This window comes from Pontivivens ytuae (genome assembly GCF_015679265.1).
In the GTDB taxonomy this organism is placed as follows: Bacteria; Pseudomonadota; Alphaproteobacteria; order Rhodobacterales; family Rhodobacteraceae; genus Pontivivens; species Pontivivens ytuae.
In genome coordinates, this window is sequence record NZ_CP064942.1 from 707,074 (window position 1) to 730,046 (window position 22,973).

At 68.4% G+C, this 22,973-nt stretch carries 17 protein-coding genes; 1 reads left to right on the top strand and 16 read right to left on the bottom strand.

Features of this window, described 5'->3' with window-relative positions; translation table 11 throughout:
* Positions 1-42: 42 nt before the first annotated feature.
* The 3 genes from I0K15_RS03350 to I0K15_RS03360 are packed head-to-tail and all read right to left on the bottom strand — an operon-like array spanning position 43 to position 5,589.
* Positions 43-3,273, bottom strand: coding sequence for an error-prone DNA polymerase (locus I0K15_RS03350; protein ID WP_196104021.1), 3,231 nt, complete (start codon positions 3,271-3,273; stop codon positions 43-45).
* On the bottom strand, positions 3,270-4,958 hold the full coding sequence (locus tag I0K15_RS03355; protein ID WP_230374270.1) for a Y-family DNA polymerase: 1,689 nt from the start codon (positions 4,956-4,958) through the stop codon (positions 3,270-3,272). Before I0K15_RS03355 ends, I0K15_RS03350 begins: the two co-directional genes overlap by 4 nt.
* Positions 4,864-5,589 carry an ImuA family protein gene (locus I0K15_RS03360; RefSeq protein ID WP_196104022.1) on the bottom strand — a complete coding sequence of 242 codons (726 nt, stop codon included), beginning with the start codon at positions 5,587-5,589 and terminating at the stop codon, positions 4,864-4,866. The genes I0K15_RS03355 and I0K15_RS03360 overlap by 95 nt, the downstream gene beginning before the upstream one ends.
* Before the next feature lie 114 nt (positions 5,590-5,703).
* On the opposite strand from I0K15_RS03360, the gene I0K15_RS03365 reads away from it, so the two are divergent.
* On the top strand, positions 5,704-7,479 hold the full coding sequence (locus tag I0K15_RS03365) for an ABC transporter ATP-binding protein (RefSeq protein ID WP_196104023.1): 1,776 nt from the start codon (positions 5,704-5,706) through the stop codon (positions 7,477-7,479).
* Between the two features lie 311 nt (positions 7,480-7,790).
* Here the strand turns inward: I0K15_RS03365 and I0K15_RS03370 are convergent, their stop codons facing one another.
* From I0K15_RS03370 to I0K15_RS03430, 13 genes are all read right to left on the bottom strand, one after another.
* Positions 7,791-8,543 carry a cell wall hydrolase gene (locus I0K15_RS03370; protein ID WP_230374271.1) on the bottom strand — a complete coding sequence of 251 codons (753 nt, stop codon included), beginning with the start codon at positions 8,541-8,543 and terminating at the stop codon, positions 7,791-7,793.
* Between the two features lie 183 nt (positions 8,544-8,726).
* Positions 8,727-11,390: a pyruvate, phosphate dikinase gene (gene ppdK / locus I0K15_RS03375; RefSeq protein WP_230374272.1), complete on the bottom strand. Its 2,664-nt coding sequence runs from the start codon at positions 11,388-11,390 to the stop codon at positions 8,727-8,729.
* Positions 11,391-11,589: 199 nt separating this feature from the next.
* Entirely contained in the window at positions 11,590-13,788 is a 2,199-nt protein-coding gene (gene glyS, locus I0K15_RS03380) for a glycine--tRNA ligase subunit beta (protein WP_196104025.1), read from the bottom strand.
* The gene (locus tag I0K15_RS03385) at positions 13,788-14,231 is read right to left on the bottom strand and encodes a DUF6446 family protein (RefSeq protein WP_196104026.1); all 444 of its coding nucleotides are present in this window, start codon (positions 14,229-14,231) and stop codon (positions 13,788-13,790) included. The genes glyS and I0K15_RS03385 overlap by 1 nt, the downstream gene beginning before the upstream one ends.
* On the bottom strand, positions 14,228-15,028 hold the full coding sequence (locus tag I0K15_RS03390) for an FkbM family methyltransferase (protein WP_196104027.1): 801 nt from the start codon (positions 15,026-15,028) through the stop codon (positions 14,228-14,230). Before I0K15_RS03390 ends, I0K15_RS03385 begins: the two co-directional genes overlap by 4 nt.
* Before the next feature lie 92 nt (positions 15,029-15,120).
* Complete coding sequence (locus tag I0K15_RS03395; protein ID WP_196104028.1) at positions 15,121-16,050, bottom strand: glycine--tRNA ligase subunit alpha; 930 nt, start codon at positions 16,048-16,050, stop codon at positions 15,121-15,123.
* 478 nt (positions 16,051-16,528) lie between these two features.
* Complete coding sequence (locus tag I0K15_RS03400) at positions 16,529-17,455, bottom strand: DMT family transporter (protein ID WP_196104029.1); 927 nt, start codon at positions 17,453-17,455, stop codon at positions 16,529-16,531.
* A 244-nt stretch (positions 17,456-17,699) separates the two neighbouring features.
* Positions 17,700-18,293 (bottom strand): inner membrane-spanning protein YciB, encoded by a 594-nt coding sequence (locus tag I0K15_RS03405; protein WP_196104030.1) that lies wholly within the window; start codon positions 18,291-18,293, stop codon positions 17,700-17,702.
* Between the two features lie 14 nt (positions 18,294-18,307).
* Complete coding sequence (locus tag I0K15_RS03410; protein WP_196104031.1) at positions 18,308-19,213, bottom strand: DMT family transporter; 906 nt, start codon at positions 19,211-19,213, stop codon at positions 18,308-18,310.
* 70 nt (positions 19,214-19,283) lie between these two features.
* The gene (locus tag I0K15_RS03415; RefSeq protein WP_196104032.1) at positions 19,284-19,676 is read right to left on the bottom strand and encodes a GNAT family N-acetyltransferase; all 393 of its coding nucleotides are present in this window, start codon (positions 19,674-19,676) and stop codon (positions 19,284-19,286) included.
* 421 nt (positions 19,677-20,097) lie between these two features.
* Positions 20,098-21,129, bottom strand: a complete 1,032-nt coding sequence (gene ftsY, locus I0K15_RS03420) for a signal recognition particle-docking protein FtsY (protein ID WP_196104033.1) — start codon at positions 21,127-21,129, stop codon at positions 20,098-20,100.
* 30 nt (positions 21,130-21,159) lie between these two features.
* Positions 21,160-22,287 carry an NAD(P)/FAD-dependent oxidoreductase gene (locus tag I0K15_RS03425; RefSeq protein WP_230374273.1) on the bottom strand — a complete coding sequence of 376 codons (1,128 nt, stop codon included), beginning with the start codon at positions 22,285-22,287 and terminating at the stop codon, positions 21,160-21,162.
* Positions 22,280-22,831, bottom strand: a complete 552-nt coding sequence (locus I0K15_RS03430; RefSeq protein WP_196104035.1) for a DUF2239 family protein — start codon at positions 22,829-22,831, stop codon at positions 22,280-22,282. Before I0K15_RS03430 ends, I0K15_RS03425 begins: the two co-directional genes overlap by 8 nt.
* Positions 22,832-22,973: the final 142 nt, after the last annotated feature.

Sequence of the window (22,973 nt, forward strand, 5' to 3'; positions counted from 1 at the left end):
CGCATCAGGGCCACGTTAGCGCGGTGAGGGGGCCGGGTCGCGTTAGTGAAAGTCCCTACTCGAGGGGATGATGCGGACATTGCGCGGATGGCGATGGCGGTTTTCGGGGACCGGGCGGCGCACCTCGTCGGCATTGGCGAGGGTCTGCTCCAGCGGATGGCGCTGCGCGTCCTCGGTCAGCAGCTTCAGGTCGGCGGTGCGGTCGGTGATGTGGTCCACGACGATGTGGGTTACGTTCTCCGCCCGCTGGACATAGCCCCGCAGCATCACGATGCGCGCGCCCATGACGACGGGGCGGAAGCGTTCCATGACGCGGGGCCAGATGACGAGATTGGCGATGCCGGTCTCGTCCTCGATGGTCACGAAGACCACGCCGCTGGCCGAGCCCGGACGCTGCCGGACAAGCACCACACCCGCCGTGGCGACGCGGCGGCGGATCGGGGCGGCGGTCGCCTCGGCGGTGGAGAGGACGCGCATCGCGCTGTAGCGCGCGCGCAAAAAGCTCATCGGGTGCGCCTTCAGCGACAGGCGCGTGGTCTGGTAGTCCTGCAAGACATGCTCCGAGGGCGGCATCTCGGGCAGCGGCACCGCGTCCTCCGCCCCCTGGTCGGCCGTGTCCGCCGCCTCGAAGAGCGGCAGCGACGGCCCCTCCGCCTCCCCCCGCACGGCCCAGAGCGCGGCGCGGCGGTCGAGACCTATGGAGCGGAAGGCGTCGGCCGCGGCCAGCAGCTCCAGCGAGCGGCGGGTGAGCCGCGCGCGGCGCTTCAACGCGTCCGGCGTCTCGTAGCCCGGCCCGCGCGCGGCCATCAGCGCCTCCCCCTCCGCTTCGGCAAGGCCCCCGATCTGGCGCAGGCCGAGGCGGACGGCAAAGCCGCCCTCACAAGGCTCCAGCGTGTTGTCCCAATCGGAATGGTTCACATCGGCGGGCCTGACCTCCACCCCGTGCTCCCGCGCGTCCCGTACGATCTGGGCCGGCGCGTAGAAACCCATGGGCTGACTGTTGAGCAGTGCCGCGCAGAACACGTCCGGATGATGGCATTTCAGCCAGGACGACACGTAGACCAGCAAAGCGAAGGAGGCAGCGTGGCTCTCCGGAAAGCCGTACTCGCCGAAGCCCTTCACCTGGTCGAAGCAGCGTTGGGCGAACTCGCGCTCGTAGCCGCGGGCGACCATGCGCTCGACCATCATCGCCTCGTAGTTCTGGATCGTGCCCACCTTGCGGAAGGTCGCCATGGCGCGGCGCAGGCCGTTCGCCTCCTCCGGCGTGAACTTCGCGGCGTCCATGGCGATCTGCATGGCCTGCTCCTGGAAGAGCGGGACGCCCAGGGTGCGGCCAAGGATGTTTTCGAGCTCGTCGGGCGGTCCGTGCTCCGGATCGGGCGCGGGATAGGTGATCTCCTCCTCTCCGTTGCGGCGGCGCAGATAGGGGTGGACCATGTCGCCCTGGATCGGACCGGGGCGCACGATGGCGACCTCGATGACGAGGTCGTAGAACTTCCGGGGCCGAAGGCGCGGCAGCATGTTCATCTGCGCCCGGCTCTCCACCTGGAAGACGCCGAGGGAGTCGCCCCTGCACAGCATGTCGTAGGTCGCCGTGTCCCGCTTCGGCAGGGTAGCGAGCGTATAGCTCTCCCCCTTCTCGCGCTCGATCATCTCGAAGCACTTGCGGATGCAGGTGAGCATGCCGAGTGCAAGCACATCGACCTTCATGATGCCGAGCGCGTCGATATCGTCCTTGTCCCACTCGATGAAGGTGCGGTCGTCCATGGCCGCGTTGCCGATGGGCACGGTCTCGATCAGCGGGCCTTTTGTGAGGACGAAGCCGCCCACATGCTGCGACAGATGGCGCGGAAAGCCGATGAGCTGACGGGTGAGCACCAGGGCACGGCGCAGGAGCGGGTTCTCCGGATCGAGGCCCGCCTGGCGCACCCGCACGTCTTCCACGTCCGAGCCGAAGGGGCCCCAGACCGTACCGGACAGGGCCGAGGAAATGTCCTCCGTCAGACCCAGCGCCTTGCACACCTCCCGCACCGCGGAGCGGGCGCGGTAGGAGATGACGGTGGCGGTCAGCGCCGCACGGTGGCGGCCGTAGCGGCGATAGACGTACTGGATCACCTCCTCCCGCCGCTCATGCTCGAAATCGACGTCGATATCGGGCGGCTCCCGCCGCTCCTTGCTGAGGAACCGTTCGAAGAGGAGGTTCACCCGGTCCGGATCGACGGAGGTGATGGCGAGGCAGTAGCAGATCGCCGAGTTCGCCGCCGAGCCGCGCCCTTGGCAGAGGATGCCACGCCCACGGGCCCAGAGCACGATGTCATGCACGGTCAGAAAATAGGGCGCGTAGCCGAGCTCCTCGATCAGGGTCAGTTCCTTTTCGAGGGTGGCCGCGACCTTGTCCGGTATGCCGCCGGGATAGCGCCAGCGCGCCCCGCGCCAGGTGAGATCGACGAGGTGCTCCTGCGGCGTGCGGCCCGGCGGCACCGGCTCGTCGGGATAGATGTATGAGAGCTCGTCGAGGGAGAAGGAGCAGCGCGCCGCGATCTCCCGCGTGCGGGCGACGGCCTCCTCGAACCCGCGGAAGAGGCGAGCCATCTCCTGCGGCGACTTCAGGTGACGCTCGGCATTGGCCTCCAGCCGGAAGCCCGCGTCGGCGACGGTACATTTCTCCCGGATCGCGGTGAGCACGTCCTGCAAGGGCCGCCGGTTGGGCGCGTGGTAGAGCACGTCATTGACCGCCACCATGGGCGCACCAGTGCGCGCGGCGAGGGCCGAAAGGCGACCCAGCCGCTCCCGATCGCGGCCGCGATAGGCGTAGCGGGCAGCCAGATAGAGCCGCCCGGGCCAGCGGGTGGCGAGGCGGGTGAGGACCTGCGCGAAGCTCTCGTCCAGATCATCGGGCGGGATCGCGATGAAGATCTGGCCCTCGGCATGCTCGGCCACGTCCGCGAGGGTCAGGTAGCACTCCCCCTTCGGCGCGTTCATCTTGCCATGTGAGAGCAGCGTCGAGAGCCGCCCATAGGCCGCGCGGTCGGTCGGATAGCAGATCAGGCTCGGCCCGTCGGTGAGGTCGAGCCGCGCGCCGACCAGCAGCTTCACCCCGTGCTCCTTGGCCGCGATATGGGCGCGAACGACCCCGGCGAGCGTGTTGCGGTCGGCTACGCCGATGGTGTCGAGCCCGATCTCCTTGGCCTGCAGCACCAGCTCCTCCGCATGGCTGGCGCCGCGCAGGAAGGAGAAGTTGGTGGTCACCGCAAGCTCGGCATACCCGCTCATGCGAAGAGCCCGTGGACGAACCATTCCGGCGGGCCGCCCCGCCCGTCATCGTAAAGCCCGTCGCGGTAGACCCAGTAGCGGCGGCCGTCCTCGTCCTCCACCCGGTAGTAGTCGCGGGCGCGCGGCTGCGGCGCCCGGCCGGGATCGAGGGCGGTGAGCTTTTCGTGGACCTTCGCGATGAACTCCGCATCGGCGCGGGGGTCGAGCTTCGGCGCGAGCCATTTACGCCCTGCCCCGTCTGGCGTCGCCTCTCCCGGCGGCGGGGTCAGCGCGCGCCACCATTCCGGCGCAATCCGCTCCGGTCCATCAGCGCGCACCACGCGGCGCGGGCGCTTGCGCCAGACGAAGCGGATGGGCGGGCCCTCGGGCACTTCGGCGAGGACCTGCACGGGCTCGGGATGGGCGAACATGCGCAGGGGGCGCGGGCCAGTGGGGCCGGCACCCGGCACGGGCATCGCGCCGTCGAAGGGGGCGCTGCGCTCCGAGCGTTCCGGCAGGTGGCTCGCGACCGGATGGCGAACGGTGACGACGCCCTCGCGGAACTTCGCCGTGATACGGTCGGCGAGGCGGGCGAGCGCACCCTCGTCCACCTCACCCCCGACCAGCTCCGTGGACAGCGCGGCGGTGCTGTCGGACATCGGGCCGGTGCGGTGCGCCTCCAGCATCAACAGGTCGATGCCGAAGCCCGGATCGATCCGCTCCAGCCGGTCGCGGAAGAGCCGGGCAAGATGCGCCGGGTCCCGCACAGGCCGCGCGGCGGAGATGCCCACGCTCGACACCGTGCCGTCTGTGCGGAACGCATGGTAAACGAAGCTGCGCGCACCCAGCCCCTGCCCCGCAAGCTGCGTACAGAGATCGGCGAGGAGACGGGCGAGCCCCTCCTCCACCCCTTCCGTCGAGCCAAGTGGCTCCGGACACGGCAGGCGGGCGACGTGGTCGGGGACCGGGCGGATCCAGTCGGGCGGCTCTGAGCGGTGCCCCAGCGCCTGATCGAGCCGCAGCAGCACCGCATCCGCGGCCTCCTCCGACCGGAAGCGACGGGCCAGTGCCGTGCGCTCGATCCCGTAGAGCTGCCCGATGCGGGTGAGGCCGAAGCGGCGCAGCAGCGTCTCCGCCTCCCCGCTCAGGCGCAGGGCCGTCGTGAGCAGCTCGGCGAGGCCCGCCCGCTCCGCGCCGGTGTCGAGGATCGTGCCGGGGGCCGCGCGGGCGAGCGCCGAAGCGGCCCCGGGCGTGGCGGCGAGGCCCATGCGATGCGTGAGCCCCATCCGCCCGAACACCGCCCCGAGCCGGTCCAGCATCCCCCGCTCGCCACCGTGCAGGTGGTCGCACCCCGTCGTCTCCAGCATCAGGCCGTCCTCGCCGTCGAGGGCGGTGAGCGGCGTCCAGCGGATCGTCCAGTCGGCGAGGCGGTCGAGGGCGGCGCGGTCGGCCTCCCGATCGATCTCCTCATGCGCGAGCTCCGGCAGGCGCGCGCGGGCATCGGTGAAGCGCAGGCCCGCGCCGATCCCCTGCGCACGGGCCGAAGCGTTGGAGGCAGCGACCAGCAGCCCCTTCGGTCCCGGCTCGACCAGCACGAAGGGACGGCGGGTCTCAGCCGGCTTCGCGCTCGGGGACGCTTGCCGCCGGGCGCGGCGCAGCCGGTCCAGCGGCCAGTCCGGGAACCAGATCGAGAGAAAGCGTTTCATCGTCATACTCCAACGCGAAAACCCGGCCGACATCGCCGGGGGCGCTGCGGGCGCGCTCCAGCACCGCCTCCCATCGCGGACGGCCGGGCGCCTGCGGGTCGTATTGGTTGGGCGCCGAGGGCAGCGCCTTCACCCGCCAGCGCGCCTCCGCCGCCGTCGCACCCTCCCGCCGCTGGTCCATCAGCAGCACGGCGGGCCGGCCATGCTTGCGGGCGGCGAGGGTCAGGCGGCGGGTGGCGGTGAAATCGGCCTCCGCCAGTTCGGCAAGGACTAGGGAGACGCCATCGGCGCGCAACGCCTCCTCCACCGTCCAGAGCACGTCGATCGTGCGGCGCACCCCCACATGCAGGATGATCGGGCGCGGGCGGAGGAAGGCCGCGGCCACATCCTCTCGCACCGGACCATGGTCATGGGCGCGCGTCCGCTCGGTCACCCAGATCAGGCTGGCGGGCCGGGCCTGCGCCAGCCCCGCGAGCGCAAACCCCAGCGCCGCCGTCATGTCTCCGGGCCCCGCGGCTGCGACCTCATGCACGCCCTCACGCCCCAGCCCGAACGGAAACGCCCCCGCAGGCGAGGGCTTCAGCGCGCTCAGGCGGAAGAGCCCGGCGCCGTCTGGAAGGCGAAAACTCATGATGTTCATATTCTGTTCTCATCGAGTCGAGTCAAGCGCGGCCGTCTGACGCGACCTCACGCTTGGGCTCGGCGGCGAACGGGGTTACATAGCCGCGATCTGAAAGGACCGTGCATGACGAACCCTGCGCCAAAACTGTCCCAATGGGTGCTGACCAAGCGTCTGCTGGCGGAGAATGCGCGTCAGTTCTGGCGTGGTTATGCTGCGGGCTTCGGACTTCTCCTGATTTCCTCGGCGATGACCGCGCTGTTTGCCTATGTCATCGAAGACGTCATCAACGACGTCTTCGTGGATCCCACCAGCGGGCGTGTGGGCGCGGTGGCGCTCTTCGTCGTATTGATCTTCTTCATCCGCGCGGTCGCCACTTACGGCTCCGGCGTGATCCTCGCGCGCATCGGCAACCGGATCGTCGCCAAACTGCAGTCGGCGATGTTCCGGCAAATGCAAGCGCAATCGGTCGGATGGATGGACAGGCAGGAACTCGGCAACCTGACCGTGCGCTTTCAGACCGGCGTCTCCTCCGCACGCCGGTCGATCAACATGCTGGTGACGAGCGTGGGGCGGGACATCCTGACGCTGATCTCGCTCACCGTCGTGATGATCGTGCAGGACCCGCTGATGTCCTTCCTCGCCCTCGTGGTGGCACCGCCCGCCATTGGGCTGATCCTGCTCATCATGCGTCGCATCACAAAGATCGCGCGGCGGGAGTTCGACATCGCAGGCCGCGTGATGAACCTGTTGAAGGAGGCCTATCTGGGTGCGCGCGTGGTGAAGTCCTTCAGCCTGGAGGGGCGCAGCATCGACGAGATGCAGAGCACGGTGGACAGCGTGCGCAAGCTCAATGACAAGATGGCGCGGCTCTCGAACATAACCTCCCCCGCGATGGACATGCTAGGCGGCTTCGTGCTGGCCGGGATCATCCTCTATGGCGGCTGGCGGATCGGCGCGGGAGAGCTTGACGCAGGCTCGCTCTTTTCCTTCCTCACCGCCTTCCTGCTCGCCTATGAACCCGCCAAGCGTCTGGGTCAGTTCAACGTGACCTACCAGAAGCTGATGGTCGGCGTGGAGCGGCTCTATGAGGTCCTCGATGCCGAACCGGACGAGACGGAGCGGCAGGAAGGCACCTCGCTCGACATCGGTGAAGGCGCGATCCGGCTGGAGGACGTGCGCCTGACGCTTGGCGAGACGGAGGTGCTGCGCGGTCTCAGCCTGGAGGTGCCGCCGCGCAAGGTGGTGGCCCTTGTGGGCCCATCAGGTGCCGGCAAGACGACGATTCTGAGCCTGCTCAACCGCTTGCGAAACCCCAGCTCCGGCAAGGTTCTGATCGACGGGCAGGACATCGCACCGGTCGCGGTCTCGGACCTGCGCCGCCACATCGCGGTGATCGGGCAGGAGCCGTTCCTCTTCGACACCACGATCCGCGAGAACATCCGCATGGGCCGCCAGGACGCGACCGATGAGGAGATCGAGGCGGCCGCGCGCGGGGCGAACGCGCACGAGTTCATTCTGGAGCAGGAACAGGGTTACGACACGCCCGTGGGCCAGGGCGGCGGGCGGCTGTCCGGCGGCCAGCGCCAGCGCATCGCCATCGCCCGCGCGATGATCGCCGACACGCCGATCCTGCTGATGGACGAGGCGACCTCGGCGCTCGACAACGTCTCCGAACGCAAGGTGATGGAGGCGATCGGCCGCCTGATGGCCGGGCGCACCGTCGTCATCATCGCGCACCGGCTGTCCACGATCCAGCACGCGGATCTGGTCCACGTGATCTCGGACGGGCAGTTGGCGGAGAGCGGCACGCATCGGGAGCTCCTGTCGCGCGACGGGCTCTACCGCCACCTGCACGACACGCAGCTCACGAAGACCGAAGAGGAGCAGGCGGAGGCATAGGCTACGCTCCTGCAGCACCCTCTGTCAGGATCGGGTGAGGCAAAGCGGGTCGCGAAGTCTTACGGGCACCCACCCGCCCGGATGGTATGGCCGATGCCTATACCATCCGTCTTTCCGCAAACGAGGGCAGATCTGGTCGGATCAGCGGTGGGCACAGGGCGAAGCCGATACCTGCCCAAGCCTCTGCCGAGCGCCCCCGTGGCTTTCGCGCGTGAAAACAGGCGGCGCGATAACCGCGCCTTGGGGGAGCTTAAGAGGAAAATCCGGTCATGCAGCACATGGCCTGACCGCCCACTCTCCGCACTTCGACGTCAGGGGAAGCGGTAGAACTTGTGGTCGTCGATCCAGACCGTGCGCTCCAGCCGGTTGGCCCAGTCCGGGTCCACCCAGGTTGCGTGGTAGTGCGTCGCTCCGCCCGTCAGCATCCGCGGACGGCCGTCCAGCATGATGCGGGCGAGCTTGCCGAGGCGCAGCCAGGAGCGGCGCTCGCTCATCACCTCCGGCTCCCCGTCGCACATGAAGGAGAACTGGCAGGCGTTCAGGCGATGAGCGCCCTGGTTGACCACGGAACACACCGAGTCGGGATAGCGGGCGTGATCCACGCGGTTGAGGATGACCTCCGCCACGGCGATCTGGCCGGCTATGGTCTCGCCACGAGCCTCGAAATAGAGCGCCTTGGTCAGGCACTCCCACTGCGCATCGCCGCTCGCCGTCGGCATCGCATCGAGGCGGCGGCGGTCGATCGGCTCCAACACGACGAGGCGGCGCTCGGCAAAGGCGTTCACGCCGTTCTGCATGTCGAGCACGAGCCCTTCACGCTCCGCACTGGTGAGCTGCAACAGCTCCACCCCTTCGGAGGACACACGGGTCCCGCCCGCGCCACCGAGCTCGCGCAGGCGATCGGCCGTGGTCGCGCTCAGCACGGCACGTTCCTGGTCCAGCATCTGCGTGATCTGACGCGAGATCTGGTCGTCGAGGCTTGTCTGCCCGGAAACGGGAACGGCAAACGCAACCAACAGGCCGCAGATCGCCGGAATTCTTCGCAGCAGTTTCGAGGTCTTCATGATCACCGTAGCCGTTGTGACGGATCGTTGGGTACACGAACAGGGCCGGTCAGCCCCCAAACACCCGGAAATACATTCGGGCTGTTTTATGCAGAATTTGAAGCATGTCTAGTCACATGGCTGGAGATTATCGGCGGGGATCCGCCGATATTGCGGTTCGGCCCTTGCTACATGGGACTTCCGTCACGTGGAATCCGGGTCTTCCGAGGTGGTGTCCTGGCTCCGCAGCGCGGGATGGCGCGTCATCAGGGAGGCCTGGGCGGCAGCGAGTCGCGCGATCGGCGCCCGGAACGGCGAGCAGGAAACGTAATCGAATCCCGCCAGCTTGCAGAAGTGGATCGATCCCGGATCGCCACCATGCTCACCGCAAAGACCGAGCATCAGCTCCTTCTGCGTCCGTCGTCCGCGACGCGCGGCAAGCAGCAGCAACTCGCCCACCCCCTCGATATCGAGCGAGTGGAACGGATCCTCGGCAAAGACGCCCTGGTTGACGTAGTCGCGCATGAACCGCCCCGCATCGTCGCGGCTGAGCCCGTAGGTCATCTGCGTGAGGTCGTTGGTGCCGAACGAGAAGAAGGCGCAGCTCTTCGCCAGATCCCCGGCACGCAGCGCCGCCCGCGGGGTCTCGACCATGATGCCGAGGCGGTAGGTCAGGCTCACCTCCCGCTCCGCCATGACCTGCCCCGCGATGTCGTCGACGCGGGCCTTCACGACCTCGACCTCCCGGTTGGCGGAGACGAGCGGGATCATGATCTCGGGCACCACCTGTTCGAGGTTCTGGGTGTTCACGATCGCCGCCGCCTCGAAGATCGCGCGGGCCTGCATCTCGTAGATCTCGGGCATGGTCACGCCGAGGCGCACGCCCCGCTTGCCGAGCATCGGGTTGAACTCCGACAGCCCGTTCGAGCGCTCGGTCACCTCGCGGACGGAGAGGTCCATCTCCTCCGCAAGCTCCATCATCTCCTCCCGGCTGTGCGGCAGGAACTCGTGGAGCGGCGGGTCGAGCAGGCGGATCGTGACCGGCAGGCCGCGCATGATACCGAAAAGCTCCACGAAATCATCGCGCTGCATCGGCAGGAGCTGCGCGAGGGCCGCCTGCCGGGCCTCGGTCGTGTCGGCGAGGATCATCTTGCGCATCACGGTGATGCGGTCCTCGTGGAAGAACATGTGCTCCGTCCGGCAGAGCCCGATCCCGTCCACCGCGAAAGAGCGCGCCGTGCGCGCGTCCTGCGGCGTGTCGGCGTTCGCGCGTACGCCCATGGTACGCACCTGGTCGGCCCAGCTCATCAGCGTCTCGAACGCACCGTCCAACTCCGGCGGGATCATGGCGGGGGCGCCGGCTACAACCTCGCCCCGCGTGCCATCCACGGTGATGAGCGCGCCCTCGGTGAAGGTCCGCCCGTCCTGCGTCACGATCGCCTTGGCCCGCAGATCGAGCCTCAGGTCGGAGGCGCCGACGACGCAAGGCAGGCCGAGGCCGCGGGCGATCACCGCCGCGTGGCTCGTCATGCCGCCGCGCACGGTCAGCACGGCCGATGCCGAGTGCATCCCGCGAATATCCTCCGGCGAGGTCTCGACCCGCACGAGGATCGCCGCATCCCCCTGCGCCTGTACCTGCACGGCGTTCTCCGGCGTGAAAACGATGCGGCCCGTGGCAGCCCCGGGCGAGGCCGGGAGGCCCGCACCGAACACGTCGCGCGGGGCGGCGGGGTCGATCTGGGGATGCAGGTGCTCGATCAGGGTGCGCGGCTCGACACGCAGCAGTGCCTCCTCCCGACTGATCGCGCCGGAGCGGGCGAGGTCGGTCGCAATACGCACCGTGGCCCGCGCCGAGCGGGGCGACAGGATCGCGTCGAGCACCCAGAGCTGCCCCTCCTCCACCGTGAACTCGAAGCCATGCGCGTCGCCGAGGCCATTGGCGACGGTGGTGTAATGCTCGCGAAGCTCGGCCAGCGCCTCGGGCGCCTGCTCCTCAAGCGAGGGCGCGGTCTGGCGCGCGGCCTTTCGGGCATCGGTTGTGATCAGATGCGGCGTGCGCAGCCCCATCAGCGCGTCATAACCCTGTGCCTGCGGCAGCCAACGCCCGGTCACGCTCGGCAGGCCCGAGCGTTCGTCGACCATGTGGACGACGCCCGCCCCGCAGGCCCCCTGCCCCACGCCCAGCGCCATGCGCTGCATGATGAGCGCGAGGCCCGCATCCTCCTCCGCCCCGTGGCTCTGGCGCAGCAGGCGGGCGGAGACGCTGTTCCAGTTGCGCGCCATGGCATCCACCGCGGCGCAGAGCTGATCGGCAGGCTCCTGCGGGAACGGGTGCCCGGTCTCGTCGGCATAGAGCGCCTTCGCCTCGTCGGCGAGGGCGGCCCGCGCCTCCGCCGGCAGCTCGCCTTCGGAGCCCACGGACCAGACCTTCATCTGATCGGCGACGAGGTTCTCGAAATCCTCGGGATCGAGGCCCTCGACCATCGTGCCGTAGCCCTCGATGAGGCGGAAATAGAGCTCCAGCGCGCCCTTCCGCCCGACCCGCTGGGTGATCGCGGGCAGGCGCGCATCGGTCACGCCGATATTGAGCAGCGCCTCGGGCCCACCCCATTCCGGCTTCGGCGGGGAGGAGCGGAGGGACAGGAGCACGTCGTCCCCCAGCGCCGCAATGCGCCCCGCGATCTGCCCGGCAAAGACCCTGTCGGCCCCGATATCGGTGATCCGGGTGACGAGGGCGGTGGACAGCAACATGCCCCGCGGCACCGGCACGCCGAGCCGCGCGAGCGTGGCCAGCCGCGCCCCGCGCGCGCCCCAGCGCGCCGGATCGAGCTCGCCCGCCTCGTGCAGGCGGATGTGGTCGACGGGCATGTCCATGTCCTCAAGACTAAATCCCGGCGCGGGGCGGGTCATCCGGAAAGTCGGGACGCTGTGTCGCGCCGGATGGGTTTGACGATCCCCCCCGGCCGCCGGACCGGGCAGCAAGTGTCGCAACACCATCCCCTCCCCCGAACCGGGGGAGGGTTAGGGAGGGGGAAAAGGCTAGGGAGGGTAAAGGGATCAGAGAGGCCTACCCCTCGAGCCGCCCGAACTCCGCGATCCGCGCAAACAGCCCCCGGATCCGGTTCAGGAGGCATAGCCGGTTGCGGCGCACCAGCGCGTTCTCGGCATTGATCAGCGTCTCCTCGAAGAAGGTGTCGAGCGGGCCGCGCAGACCCGCCAGAGCCGACATCGCCCCCTCGAAATCCTCCGCCTCCAGCGCCGCCGCGATCTTCGGCTCGGCGGCATCGAGGGCGGTGAAGAGCGCCTTCTCGCTGTCCGTCTCGGCCAGCTCCGGCTTGGGATCGAGCGTGTACTCCACCCCATCCTTCGCCTCCTCGGCCCGCACGATGTTGGAGGCACGGGTGTACGCGGCCAGCAAGTTGGCCCCGTCCTCGCTGTCGAGGAAGGCCTGCAGCGCCCGCACCCGTTTCACGAGAAGCACGATATCGCCATCCCAGTTCTCCGGCAGACAGGCGTCGATCACATCGTGGCGGATACCCTCGGAGCGCAGGTGGACCTTGAGGCGATCGGCGAAGAAGGAGAGGAGATCGTGTGGGCGGACATCTGATGCATTAAGTCGAGCGATGAATTCATCCACACCATGATCTGAGTCTATCTCAATGGGAAATCCGGTTTTTCTATAAAAATCCTCCTCAAGCTGCGCCATCATTTCATTATTTCGATCTCCAATCTGCATTAAATGGGCCCAATCAGCATTATTAAACAGTGCTGATAATGACAGACGAGAATTGCTTTCCAGGGATAGGCGGATCACTCCAAGCGCAGCGCGCCTCAATGCATACGGGTCCTTTGAACCAGTGGGCTGCTCGCTGATAATCCAGAAGCCCGTCAGCGTGTCGATCTTATCGGCGAGGGCCACGACGACCGAGACAGGCTCGGTCGGAACGTCGTCGCTTGGGCCCAGCGGGGAGTAGTGCTGCTCCGCCGCGTTCGCGACCGGCTGGGGCAGCTCTGCGGCCTCGGCGTAGTAGCGGCCCATCAGGCCCTGCAGCTCGGGAAACTCGTAGACCATTTCGGAGGCGAGGTCGGCCTTCGCGATACGGGCCGCCTGCTCCGCCTGATCCGCATCCGCGCCCACCAGCGGGGCGATCTCCCGCGCCAGCGCTGCGATGCGCTCGATCCGCTCGGCCTGGGAGCCCAGCTTGTTGTGGAAGGTCACGTTGGCCAGCGGCGCGGCCATGCCCTCCAGCCCCTTTTCGCGCACCGTGCGCAGGTCGTTCTCCCAGAAGAACTTGGCGTCGGCCAGCCGTGCCGCCAGCACCTTGCCATTGCCCGCGAGGATCGTGGCGCCGTTATCCGCCGTCTCCCGGTTCGCGACGGTCACGTATTTCACGATCCGGCCCGAGGGCTCGCGGACCGAGAAGAACTTCTGGTGCTCCTTCATCGAGGTCTGGAGCACCTCGGGCGGCAGGTCGAGGAAGTCCGCCCCGATGCCGCCCATCAGCACCACCGGCCACTCGACGAGGCCCGCGACCTCGGCCAGCAGGCCCTTGTCCTCGACCACTTCGAGGCCTTGGGCGAAGGCCATGTTGGTCGCCTCCGACCAGATCGCCTCGGCCCGCTCCTCCGGATCCAGGATCACGTGGGCACGCTTCAGCTTCGCCGCGTAATCCTCGAACGACGTCACCGCGAAGCGGCCCGGCGCCATGAAGCGATGGCCCTCGGTGGTGTCGCCGGCGGTGAAGCCGTCGATGGTGAGCGGCACGACCTCGGCGCCCTCCTCCGTCGTCAGGATCGCGAGGATCGACTGGAGCGGGCGGACCCAGCGCAGGGCGCCGCTGCCCCAGCGCATCGACTTGGGCCAGGGAAAGTTGCGGACGGTCTGCTCCAGCACCTCGGCCACGATCGCAGCGGCCGGGCGGCCCGGCTTCTCCATCGTCGCGAAGTAGACCTGGCCCTTCTTGTCGTCGCGGATCTCGAGCTGGTCCTTCGCAAGGCCGGTGGAGCGCAGAAAGCCCTCCAGCGCCTTTTCCGGCGCGTCGACGCGGGGGCCCTTCCGCTCCTCACGCAACGTCGGGCTCTCCGCCGTCAGCCCCTCGACGGCGAGCGTCAGGCGGCGGGGCGTGGCGAAGGCGGCAGCCCCCGCATAGGTCAGACCCGCCTCGACGAGGCCATCGGTCATCAGGCGGCGCAGGTCGTCGGACGCCTTGCCCTGCATCCGCGCCGGAATTTCCTCGGAGAACAGCTCGATCAGAAGGTCGGGCATCAGCTTTCCCTGTAGTGGCGCCACATGAAGGCGCGGCCGTCCGGATAGACGGCGATCATGCGAAGGATTTCGTAGTCGACGGCGCCTGCCTGCGTCTCGTCCTCGGCGAGGTACGCGGTGGCCCGCCCTGCTTCGAGATCCGCGGCGATGGCGCGCGCATCAAAGCAGTCGAACCAGCCCGGCGCGAGCAGCGGGTCAGGGTTGGAGGCGAGCGGCACGCCCTCGAAGGCAGCGGGCTCCACCGTGAAGCAGGCGCGCAGCTTGTTGGGCGAGGTGGTCGCGTCGATGCCGCGCCAGTCGGAGACGGCGATCTCGCGCCCCTGCACGGCGATGCTCTCGGCCTCGGTTTCCTCGTAGTAGGCGTAGATCTGGAACCACCAGAGAACCGCGCCGAAGAGGACGGCGAAGCCGAGCAGGCCGCCTGCGAGCATTTTGCCGTTCATGGGCTCACCTCGGTGTTTCGGAAGAGGATCACGTGCCGCCGCCGCCCGTTCGCCACGATCTCGAAGCCATGGCTGTAGAGAAAGTTGGCGACCTGAGGCAACGTGCTCTCCTGCCTCACGCCGCGCTCGAAACCGACATCTGCGGCAACGAAGGCGAACTGACCGATGACGCGGCGCGCCCCTTCGAGGATCTCAGGCTCCGCCCCCTCTGCCTCTAGCTTAAGAAGCTTGTACGGAGCGTCATCGAGCAGATTATCGAGTGTATCTGTTGGGACAGTGATCTCCTCGTCGGCGCCCGAGATCGGAACGAGAGAGGAGTCGGCGGACCCCGACTTCACATAGAACTTGAGACCATCGGTCCGCTCGCTCCACAGGGCCACTCGCTGTGCGCGGGCACCGGCCAGAGTGGAGAAGCTTGCGAGGTTTCGTTCCAGTGTCGCGAACTCCGCAGGCGAAGGCTCGAAACAAGTCAGATCCACCGCGACCTGCCGGTGCACGAGGGTGAGACCGAAATCGCCGATATTGGCGCCGACATCTACCACCCGATCGCCATCGGCCAGCGGAACATGATCAAGATGGTATTCGGAGCCGATCGTCCGGGCGCGGGAGGCTGTACCTGCAATGATGTGCTCCAGCCGCTCCGGCCGAAGGATGCGCTGCGGAACCGTGTCTCGGCAAACGTAGTCACCCGTCTCACTGTCGTACTCGATTGGAGCCCCGCCAAGCAGCGCAGCAAGCTCTGACGCTGTCGCTGCGGCGTCCCCTCCGGCTAGGCTGCAATGCCGGAACGCACGCACAGCCTGGCGTCCGAGGCGCGGGTGCCCCGGTCTCGCTCGCAAAGCAGCGACTGCGCTTTCCAACTCTGCCCTCGCGCGGGCATCATGCCTCATCAGGACGCCTCTGGCGTCCAGCCGCCTGCGTCCGTGCGCACGAAGGCGTCCGCGCACTGCTTGGCGAGCGCGCGGACGCGGCCAATGTAGGCCTGCCGCTCGGTGACGGAGATCACGCCGCGCGCGTCCAGCAGATTGAAGATGTGGGATGCCTTGATGCACTGGTCGTAGGCCGGGTGGGCCATGACGATGCGCTTGCCGGTCTTGGGGTCCTCGTCCTCCGCGGCGAGGATGGCGGCGCACTCGGCCTCCGCCTCCTCGAAATGGCGCAGCAGGACCTCCGTGTCGGCCACGTCGAAGTTCCAGCGGGAGTATTCTTGCTCGGTCTGGCGGAACACGTCCCCATAGGTGAGCGGGATCGGCGACTGCGGATCGTTGAACGGCATGTCCATCACGTGATCAATGCCCAGCACGTACATCGCCAGACGCTCCAGCCCGTAGGTCAGTTCGCCCGAGACCGGCTTGCAGTCATGGCCACCGACCTGCTGGAAATAGGTGAACTGAGAGACCTCCATCCCGTCGCACCAGACCTCCCAGCCGAGGCCCCAGGCGCCGAGGGTCGGGCTCTCCCAATCGTCCTCGACGAAGCGGATGTCGTGGAGCTCCATGTCGATGCCGATGGCCTCGAGAGAGCCCAGATAGAGCTCCTGCAGGTCCGGCGGGCTCGGTTTGATGAGCACCTGGTACTGGTAGTAGTGCTGCAGCCGGTTCGGGTTCTCGCCGTAGCGCCCGTCGGTGGGACGGCGCGAGGGCTGGACATAGGCCGCGGCCCAGGGGTTCGAACCGAGCGAGCGCAGGGTCGTGGCCGGGTGGAAGGTGCCCGCGCCGACCTCCATGTCGTAGGGCTGCATGATCGCGCAGCCCTTGCCGGCCCAGTAGGTCTGGAGCCGCAGGATGATCTCCTGAAACGAACGGGGGCGCTCGGCCATGGGTGCAGTCCTCTCGCGAAATCGCGGTCCTTATGCCTGCGGGGCTGGAAGGGGTCAACGTGGGGGCGGATGGCGGTGGTTACCGTGCCACACCACCCCGAGCCCGCACCGAACGGGCGCTCCGAAACGCTGTCCTGCCCGGCGGCACCGCCGGGCAGCGCCCGACCTCCCCCCGGAGGGCGCGTTGGCGATGTCGGAAGCGGAACGCGCTACATGGATGCTTGAGGGCGCCGAGCTTTCAAACTCGCCTTGTGCGCCCTCCAGGTCGGCCGCGGCCCTTATCAATTCGGCGGGCGGTCATGGTCCGGCTCGACCGGACCATCTCCGGTTTTGGGGCGCCGCCCGTTCGCGCCGCCTCCTGGGCTCCGCCCGTGATCGGGCGAAATCGTCCACTGGACGATTTCCGAGAAGCCCGTTCCTCCGGGGCTCCGCCCGTTCGCGCCTCAAACGCTCCACTGGAGCGTTTGCAGGACGGCGCTCACCCCTGCAGGGTCGTGACCTTGCGGGGGCGGGCGCGTTCGAGGCCCAGTTGCTGCTCGCGCCAGATGATCAGGATCCCCGCCGCGATCACCAGCGCCGCCCCGCCCAGCATCTGCCAGGTCGGCACCTCACCGAAGACCGCATAGCCGATGGCGATCGCGAAGAGCATGGAGGCGTAGTCAAATGGCGCGATCACCGCCGTCGGCGCATAGCGATAAGCCGATGTCAGCAGGATCTGCCCCACGCCGCCGAGCAGCCCCATCAGCACGAGCAGCGCCAGCGTGCTCGCCTGCGGCACCACCCAGCCCAACGGCAGGGTGAAAAGGGACAGCACCGTAGAGGTGATGGAGAACCAGAAGGTGATCGCCGAGGTCTTCTCCGTCGCCACCAGCTTGCGGATGAAGACATGAGCGAGCGCCACGAACACCGCTCCGAGAAGCACGATCAGCGCACCGGCCGTCTCGGCCCCCGTCAGCTCCCCACTCCGCAATGTCGCGAGCCGCGGCGACAGGATGATGAGAACGCCGATCAGTCCCATGGCGACCGCCGCGAGGCGGAAGAGCCGCACCTGCTCGCCGAGGAACATCGCCGCCAGGATCACGGCGAAGAGCGGCGCGGCGTAACCGATCGCCGTCACCTCCGGCAGCGGCAGCAGGCCGAGCCCAGCAAAGCCCAGCCCCATCGCGGTCGTCCCCACGATGCCACGCCACAGATGCCCCATCGGGTTCGACGTCGCGAGCCCGCCGCGCAGCCCCTCATGCCGCACGGCGAGCCAGCCGAGGATCACCGGGATGGCGAAGACGGAGCGGAAGAAAACGGTCTGCCCCGCCGGAACTTCGTCGGACACCGCCTTCACGAGCGAGGCCATGACGACGAACACGGCGACGGACGCGATCTTGAGGGCGATGCCGGTGAGGAAGGTCATGTGCGGACCCTAACCCGATGTGCTCCGCAGAGGTCTGCGTTTCATGCATGGCTGATGGGCGGCTGGCGGCAGGGCGATCACGCCGTGGGCCGTTCAAGCAGAGCAACCGTTCCGGACTTGCTCCGGGACCGCTCTGAACTCAGCGCCCTTGTGCGAAAGGCCCCGGATCACGTCCGGGGCGGTAGCTCACAAAAGCGCTGTCCCGCCCGGCGGCACCGCCGGGCCGTGCCCGCCCCACTCCCCCCTACTTCTCCTCCGTCGAATGCTTCTGGAGGAGCGGGAACTGCGTCGCGATGAAGGCGAAGGTCAGGATCATCTGGCCGAACGTGTCGAGCCAGATCCACGCCTCCTCGCCCAGCACGCGCCACGTGAACTCGTTGAAAAGCGCCATGCCCGCGAAGAAGATCACCCAGTTGCGGGTGAACTTCATCCAGCCCTCCTCGTCGATGGGCATGATCTCCCCCATCAGGTAGCGCAGGTAGCTCCGCCCCTGCAGCCAGAGCCCCACGCCCAGCACGAAGGCGAAGAGGGAATAGATCACCGTCGGGCGCATCTTGGTGAAGGTGTCGTCGTTGAGCCAGATCGTGAGCCCGCCGAACACCACCACGATCACCGCCGTGAACACCGCCATGCGCGGAAGCTGGCGTGTCAGCAGCCAGCTCACCACCAGCGACAGCAGGATCAGCGGGACGAAGACCGCGGTGGCGGCCACGACGCCCGAATACTCCTGCCCGCCCAAGACCACGGGCGTGTCGGCGAACCTCTGATAGGCGATGAAGTAGGCAATCACGGGCCCGATCTCGAGCGCCATCTTCAGGACGGGATTGAGCTCCCTCATTTGCGTCACGTGTTTCAGCCCCCCAGCTCGACGATCACGGCGCCGGCGGCGATCAACGCCATCAGCCCGGCTCTGACCGGTCCTACCGTCTCCCGCAGGAAAATCCAGCCGATTGCGGCGGCAAAGACGGGTGACGTCTCCCGCAGCACCGCCGCCTCGCCCACGCTGTCGAGCCGGGTGGCGAGCATCACCGGGCTGAAGGAGACGAAGGCGATGAGCCCGCCCAGCACCCCGCGCGCCATCAAGGGCCCCGGCGCAGGCGGGTCGGCCATCCGCCGCCAGCGGCGCAGCGCGATCCACGGGAACAGCGTCAGACCGTCCACGACGAAGAACCAGGCGAGGAAGGTGAACGCGTTCTCCGCGAGCCGGATCCCCCAGGCGTCATAGACGGTATAAAGCGAGACCACCGCCCCCGTCATCACCGCGAAACCGAGGGCCGAGAGCAGCGTCGCCCGGTCCACTGTCTCGCCGCGCAGGTTGTAGAGCGCGAGGCCCAGGATCGCCGCCGACAGCAAGGCGGTGCCAGCCCACTGCACGCCGGAGAACGTCTCGCCGAATACGATCCCCGCGCCCAGCACGGTGAAGATCGGGCCGCAACCGCGCACAACCGGGTAGACCACGGTGTAGGCGCCGCGGGTATAGGCCATCGCCATCAGGTACTTGTAGAGCGCGTGGATCACGAAGACGCCGACCATGACGGCCCAGAGCTGCGCGTCGGGCAGCGGGAAGACGAAGAGCGCGATGGGCAGTGCCATCACCCCGTACGAGATGTCGATCGCACCCCGCGTCAGCCACGGATCATGCCGCCCCTTCTGCAGCGCGCCGAAGAGCGCATGGGCGAGCGCCGAGGTCAGCGCCAGCAGCATCGCGACATGCTGCCCCGTCTCCGTCCCCTCGATGGAGGTGATCCAGTCCATCATGTGCGGGGGTCTCCGGGGCGGTCGTCTTGGTCCGCCCCATGAATCACGGGCGCTGCGTGCGGGCAAGACCTCAGATGTTGCGCACCATGCCGGTGAGCGGGCGGAAACCGCGGGCGGCATAGAAGGGCTCGACGCCCGGTGCGGCGTGCAGACCGACGAGGCAGGTGGGCGGCAGGTGCGCCTCCGCCCAGGCGAGCGCGCGGGTCAGCGCCTCGGTCCCATGGCCGCGCCCTTGCCGGTCGGGCCGGACCATGACGTCGACGAGCTGGGTGAAGCAGCCGCCGTCACCGATGATGCGCGCCATGGCGATGACGCGACCGTCCTCCCGGAGTGCGGCACAGAAAAGACCGTTGGCGAGCCCGATCCGCGCGGCCTCCTCCGTCCGCCGGCCAAGGCCGCAGGCGGCGCGCAGGGCGACATATTCCGCGGGATCTGGGGGCGTATCGGACCAGCCGTCGGTCATGGGTCTCTCTCCGTTGCCGTTATGCTCTGGCCTGACTAAAGCATCTCTCGCAGCGCGGATCGCCGGGTCAAGCCCGACGATGACAGTCCGGTGCCACCGTCCCGGCCAAAGCGCCGGGACCGCTCTGTTGTTTGGCAAGTAGGCCAAAGACCCCGGATCAAGTCCGGGGTGGTATCTTATCGAACCACCCTATTGGCCGGCTGAGAGGCTGGGACGCGCTCGTTCGGAGCTCCGCCCGCGATCCGGCAAAACTGTCCGCTGAAAGCATTCCAAGAAGCCGGATCACCCTTCTCCCGCAGGGCGCATTGGCGATTTCGGTCGCGGAACCCTTGGCGTTGATGCTTGAGGGCACGAGCCCCTGAGCCCCGTCATGCAAACGCCCTTCAGGTCAGGCGCGGCCCTCTGCACATCTTAAGCGCCGTCAGGCCTCCGCCCCCGTCAGGGCCTTCGCGAATTCGTCGGGGTCGAAGGGGGCGAGGTCGTCGATCTGTTCGCCGACGCCGATCGCGTGGATCGGCAGGCCGAAGCGGTCCGCGAGCGCCACCAGCACGCCGCCCTTCGCCGTCCCGTCGAGCTTGGTCATCACGAGGCCCGTCACGTCGGCGATCTTCTGGAAGGTCTCGACCTGGCTGAGCGCGTTCTGCCCGGTTGTCGCGTCCAGAACCAGCAGCGTGTTGTGCGGCGCATCTGGGTCCTTCTTGCGGATCACGCGGACGATCTTGGCGAGCTCCTCCATCAGGTCGGCGCGGTTCTGCAGCCGTCCGGCCGTGTCGATCATCAGGAGGTCCGCGCCGTCCTCCTCCGCCTTCGTCATCGCGTCGAAGGCGAGGGAGGCGGGGTCGGAGCCCTGGGCCGCGGTCATCACCGGCACGCCCGCCCGCTCCCCCCAGATCTGGAGCTGCTCGACGGCCGCCGCGCGGAAGGTGTCGCCGGCGGCGATCACCACCTTCTTGCCCGCGGCGCGGAACTGGGAGGCGAGCTTGCCGATCGTCGTCGTCTTGCCGGAGCCGTTGACGCCCACCACCAGCACGACCTGCGGCTTCTTCGCGTAGAGCGGCAGGGGCTTCGAGACCGGCTCGATAATGGCGGAGACCTCGGCCGACAGTGCCTGCTGGATCTCGGCCGTGGAGAGGCGCTTGCCGAAGCGGCCCTCGGCGAGGCGGGCAGCAACCTTCAGCGAGGTCTCCACGCCCATATCCGCCTGGATCAGAAGCTCCTCCAGGCTTTCGAGCATCGCGTCGTCCATGACCCGGCGCGGCGCCTCGGGCCGGCCGAGCGCGCGGGAGAGGAGGCCGGGGCGCTGGCGCGGCGTCTCCTCGATCTGCTCGACCTTCACGGGCTCCGGGGCGGGTGCCGGCGCCTCGGCCTGTTCCTCGACGATGGCGTCCAGCCCCTCCTCGATCTTGGAGGAGGATTTGGTGAGCCGGGCCTTGAGCTTGCCGAAGAAGGACATGGGGGCGCCTTTCGCTGATTGCCCCGTTACCTAGCCGCTGGCCCGCGCCGTGGAAAGGGGCGCGCCGCGCATCCGGGCGGCGACGGCCTCCGGATCACCTTCGAGCGCGTCGGCCACGTCTTGGCCGGTGAGCGCGCCGAACTTGAAGCCGTGCCCGGAATCGGCGCTGAGCCAGAGGGTGCGGCCCTCGGCGCGCAGCACGAACTCTTCGTGTGGCGCCATGAGGTAGAAGTTGGCGACGGTGCGCACCGGGGTGAACCGCTCCGCCCCTCGGAAGCGCTCTTGATAGGCCGCGAGCACCGCGGCGGTGTCGTCGGGCGTGGCGGTGCGCTCGCTCTCGGGATCGCCGGGGCGAGTGTGGAGGCCGTAGCCGAGCTTCAGCGGGTGGCCCGCGACGGGCGGAATGCCCCAGAGGTCGTCCTCACCGCCGAGATCGACCCAGGCGGGGGCGCCGTCCCACGCCGCGCGCACGTCCTCCGGCGGATCGGCGTAGACGACAGCGACACGGCGGGCGTGGGTCTCGCGCCGGAACCACGGCGCGAGCGCGGGGAGGCCGACCCCTGCGGCCACGATCAGGTGGTCGGCTTGCAGCGGGCCATCGGGCGTCTCGACCCGCGCCGTTTCGGCATCCACCGTGGTCACCGGGCGGTTCGCGAGCAGCGTCACGCCCCGTGCCTCCAGCCAGTGCACCAGGCCCTCGATGATCCGGTCGGAGAGGAGCGCGCCGCCATCCTCGGTCATCAGCGCGTAGCGGACGCCCGCGGGCTCGACCATCGGGAGTTCGGTGGACAGGTCCTCGGATGCCACCACGCGGTGCGGCAGGCCGGTCTCGGCAAAGGCCGCTCGTGCGCGATCGGTCCAGTCCCCCGGCTCCCGGCTCAGCGAGAACACGCCGCAGGGCACGTAGGGCCGCGCGTCGAGATCGGTGAAGAGGCGGTCCCAAGCTGCGGACGCCTCCGGCATCCGCGCGGCGAGCCCCGGTGATCCGGCATAGTGGCTGCGGATCAGGCGGTGGTGGTCCCAGCTCGCGGCCTCCGGGTTCGGCAGCGGGCCGCGCTCGACCACCGTCACCTGCCAACCGCGCAGGACGAGCTCCCGCGCGGTGCAAAGCCCGTTGATCCCGGCGCCGACGATGAGGGCGGAGCGACGCTCAGGCATCGTCATAGGCCAGCATGTGCCGCGCCTGGTCGATGATGTCCGTGGGCCAGTCGGCCATGCGCGCCTCCATCGCGGGCAGGTCGTCGGCGAAGAGGGCGCGCATCGCCTCCTCGAAATCCGGCAGGTCCCCGGCGGCCGCGGTCAGGAACTCGCAGGTCGCCTGCTTGCGCGAGGGAGGGACCACATCGGCCGCGCGTTCGGCGCGCCGGGCCTGCTCCACCAGCCGGCGCAGCGTTGCCGAGGCGCCGCCGGGCTGGGCGGAGAGCCAGTCCCAGTGGCGGGGCAGTAGCGTGACCTCCCGCGCGGTGACGCCGAGCTTCGGGCGGCCGCGGCGAGGCGCCTCCTCCGGCGTGTAGCGCTCGCGCACCGCCGCGGGTCCGCCGCGCAGGTCGAGGTCGATGACGCGGCCAGTCCGATCGGACCACACGAGGGCATCCTCGCCGCAGGCCGCGACGGCGGCGGCGACCTCCGGCAGCGGCCCGCGCGCGATGCGGCGGTGCCCGGCGAAGGCGGTGACGGTCTGGGTGGGGTCGATACCGAGCATGATGGGTCCTCCAATGCAACGCCTTTTACCCGGATTAAATGAGTCGCACAATCCACCCGGGTAAAAATATCCCGGCGGTGCCCAAGAGTTTTCCCGTGAAAACTCCTGGAAAAATCTTCGGGGAAGATTTTCGGCCCCGGCT

Excerpts from the sequence above, each read along its gene's own strand:
- I0K15_RS03350 (WP_196104021.1), bottom strand. The coding sequence starts at position 3,273 with ATGAGCGGGTATGCCGAGCTTGCGGTGACCACCAACTTCTCCTTCCTG.
- I0K15_RS03355 (WP_230374270.1), bottom strand. The coding sequence starts at position 4,958 with ATGAAACGCTTTCTCTCGATCTGGTTCCCGGACTGGCCGCTGGACCGG.
- I0K15_RS03360 (WP_196104022.1), bottom strand. The coding sequence starts at position 5,589 with ATGAGTTTTCGCCTTCCAGACGGCGCCGGGCTCTTCCGCCTGAGCGCG.
- I0K15_RS03365 (WP_196104023.1), top strand. The coding sequence starts at position 5,704 with ATGACGAACCCTGCGCCAAAACTGTCCCAATGGGTGCTGACCAAGCGT.
- I0K15_RS03370 (WP_230374271.1), bottom strand. The coding sequence starts at position 8,543 with ATGAAGACCTCGAAACTGCTGCGAAGAATTCCGGCGATCTGCGGCCTG.
- ppdK (WP_230374272.1), bottom strand. The coding sequence starts at position 11,390 with ATGCCCGTCGACCACATCCGCCTGCACGAGGCGGGCGAGCTCGATCCG.
- glyS (WP_196104025.1), bottom strand. The coding sequence starts at position 13,788 with ATGCCCGACCTTCTGATCGAGCTGTTCTCCGAGGAAATTCCGGCGCGG.
- I0K15_RS03385 (WP_196104026.1), bottom strand. The coding sequence starts at position 14,231 with ATGAACGGCAAAATGCTCGCAGGCGGCCTGCTCGGCTTCGCCGTCCTC.
- I0K15_RS03395 (WP_196104028.1), bottom strand. The coding sequence starts at position 16,050 with ATGGCCGAGCGCCCCCGTTCGTTTCAGGAGATCATCCTGCGGCTCCAG.
- I0K15_RS03400 (WP_196104029.1), bottom strand. The coding sequence starts at position 17,455 with ATGACCTTCCTCACCGGCATCGCCCTCAAGATCGCGTCCGTCGCCGTG.
- I0K15_RS03405 (WP_196104030.1), bottom strand. The coding sequence starts at position 18,293 with ATGAGGGAGCTCAATCCCGTCCTGAAGATGGCGCTCGAGATCGGGCCC.
- I0K15_RS03410 (WP_196104031.1), bottom strand. The coding sequence starts at position 19,213 with ATGATGGACTGGATCACCTCCATCGAGGGGACGGAGACGGGGCAGCAT.
- I0K15_RS03415 (WP_196104032.1), bottom strand. The coding sequence starts at position 19,676 with ATGACCGACGGCTGGTCCGATACGCCCCCAGATCCCGCGGAATATGTC.
- ftsY (WP_196104033.1), bottom strand. The coding sequence starts at position 21,129 with ATGTCCTTCTTCGGCAAGCTCAAGGCCCGGCTCACCAAATCCTCCTCC.
- I0K15_RS03425 (WP_230374273.1), bottom strand. The coding sequence starts at position 22,287 with ATGCCTGAGCGTCGCTCCGCCCTCATCGTCGGCGCCGGGATCAACGGG.
- I0K15_RS03430 (WP_196104035.1), bottom strand. The coding sequence starts at position 22,831 with ATGCTCGGTATCGACCCCACCCAGACCGTCACCGCCTTCGCCGGGCAC.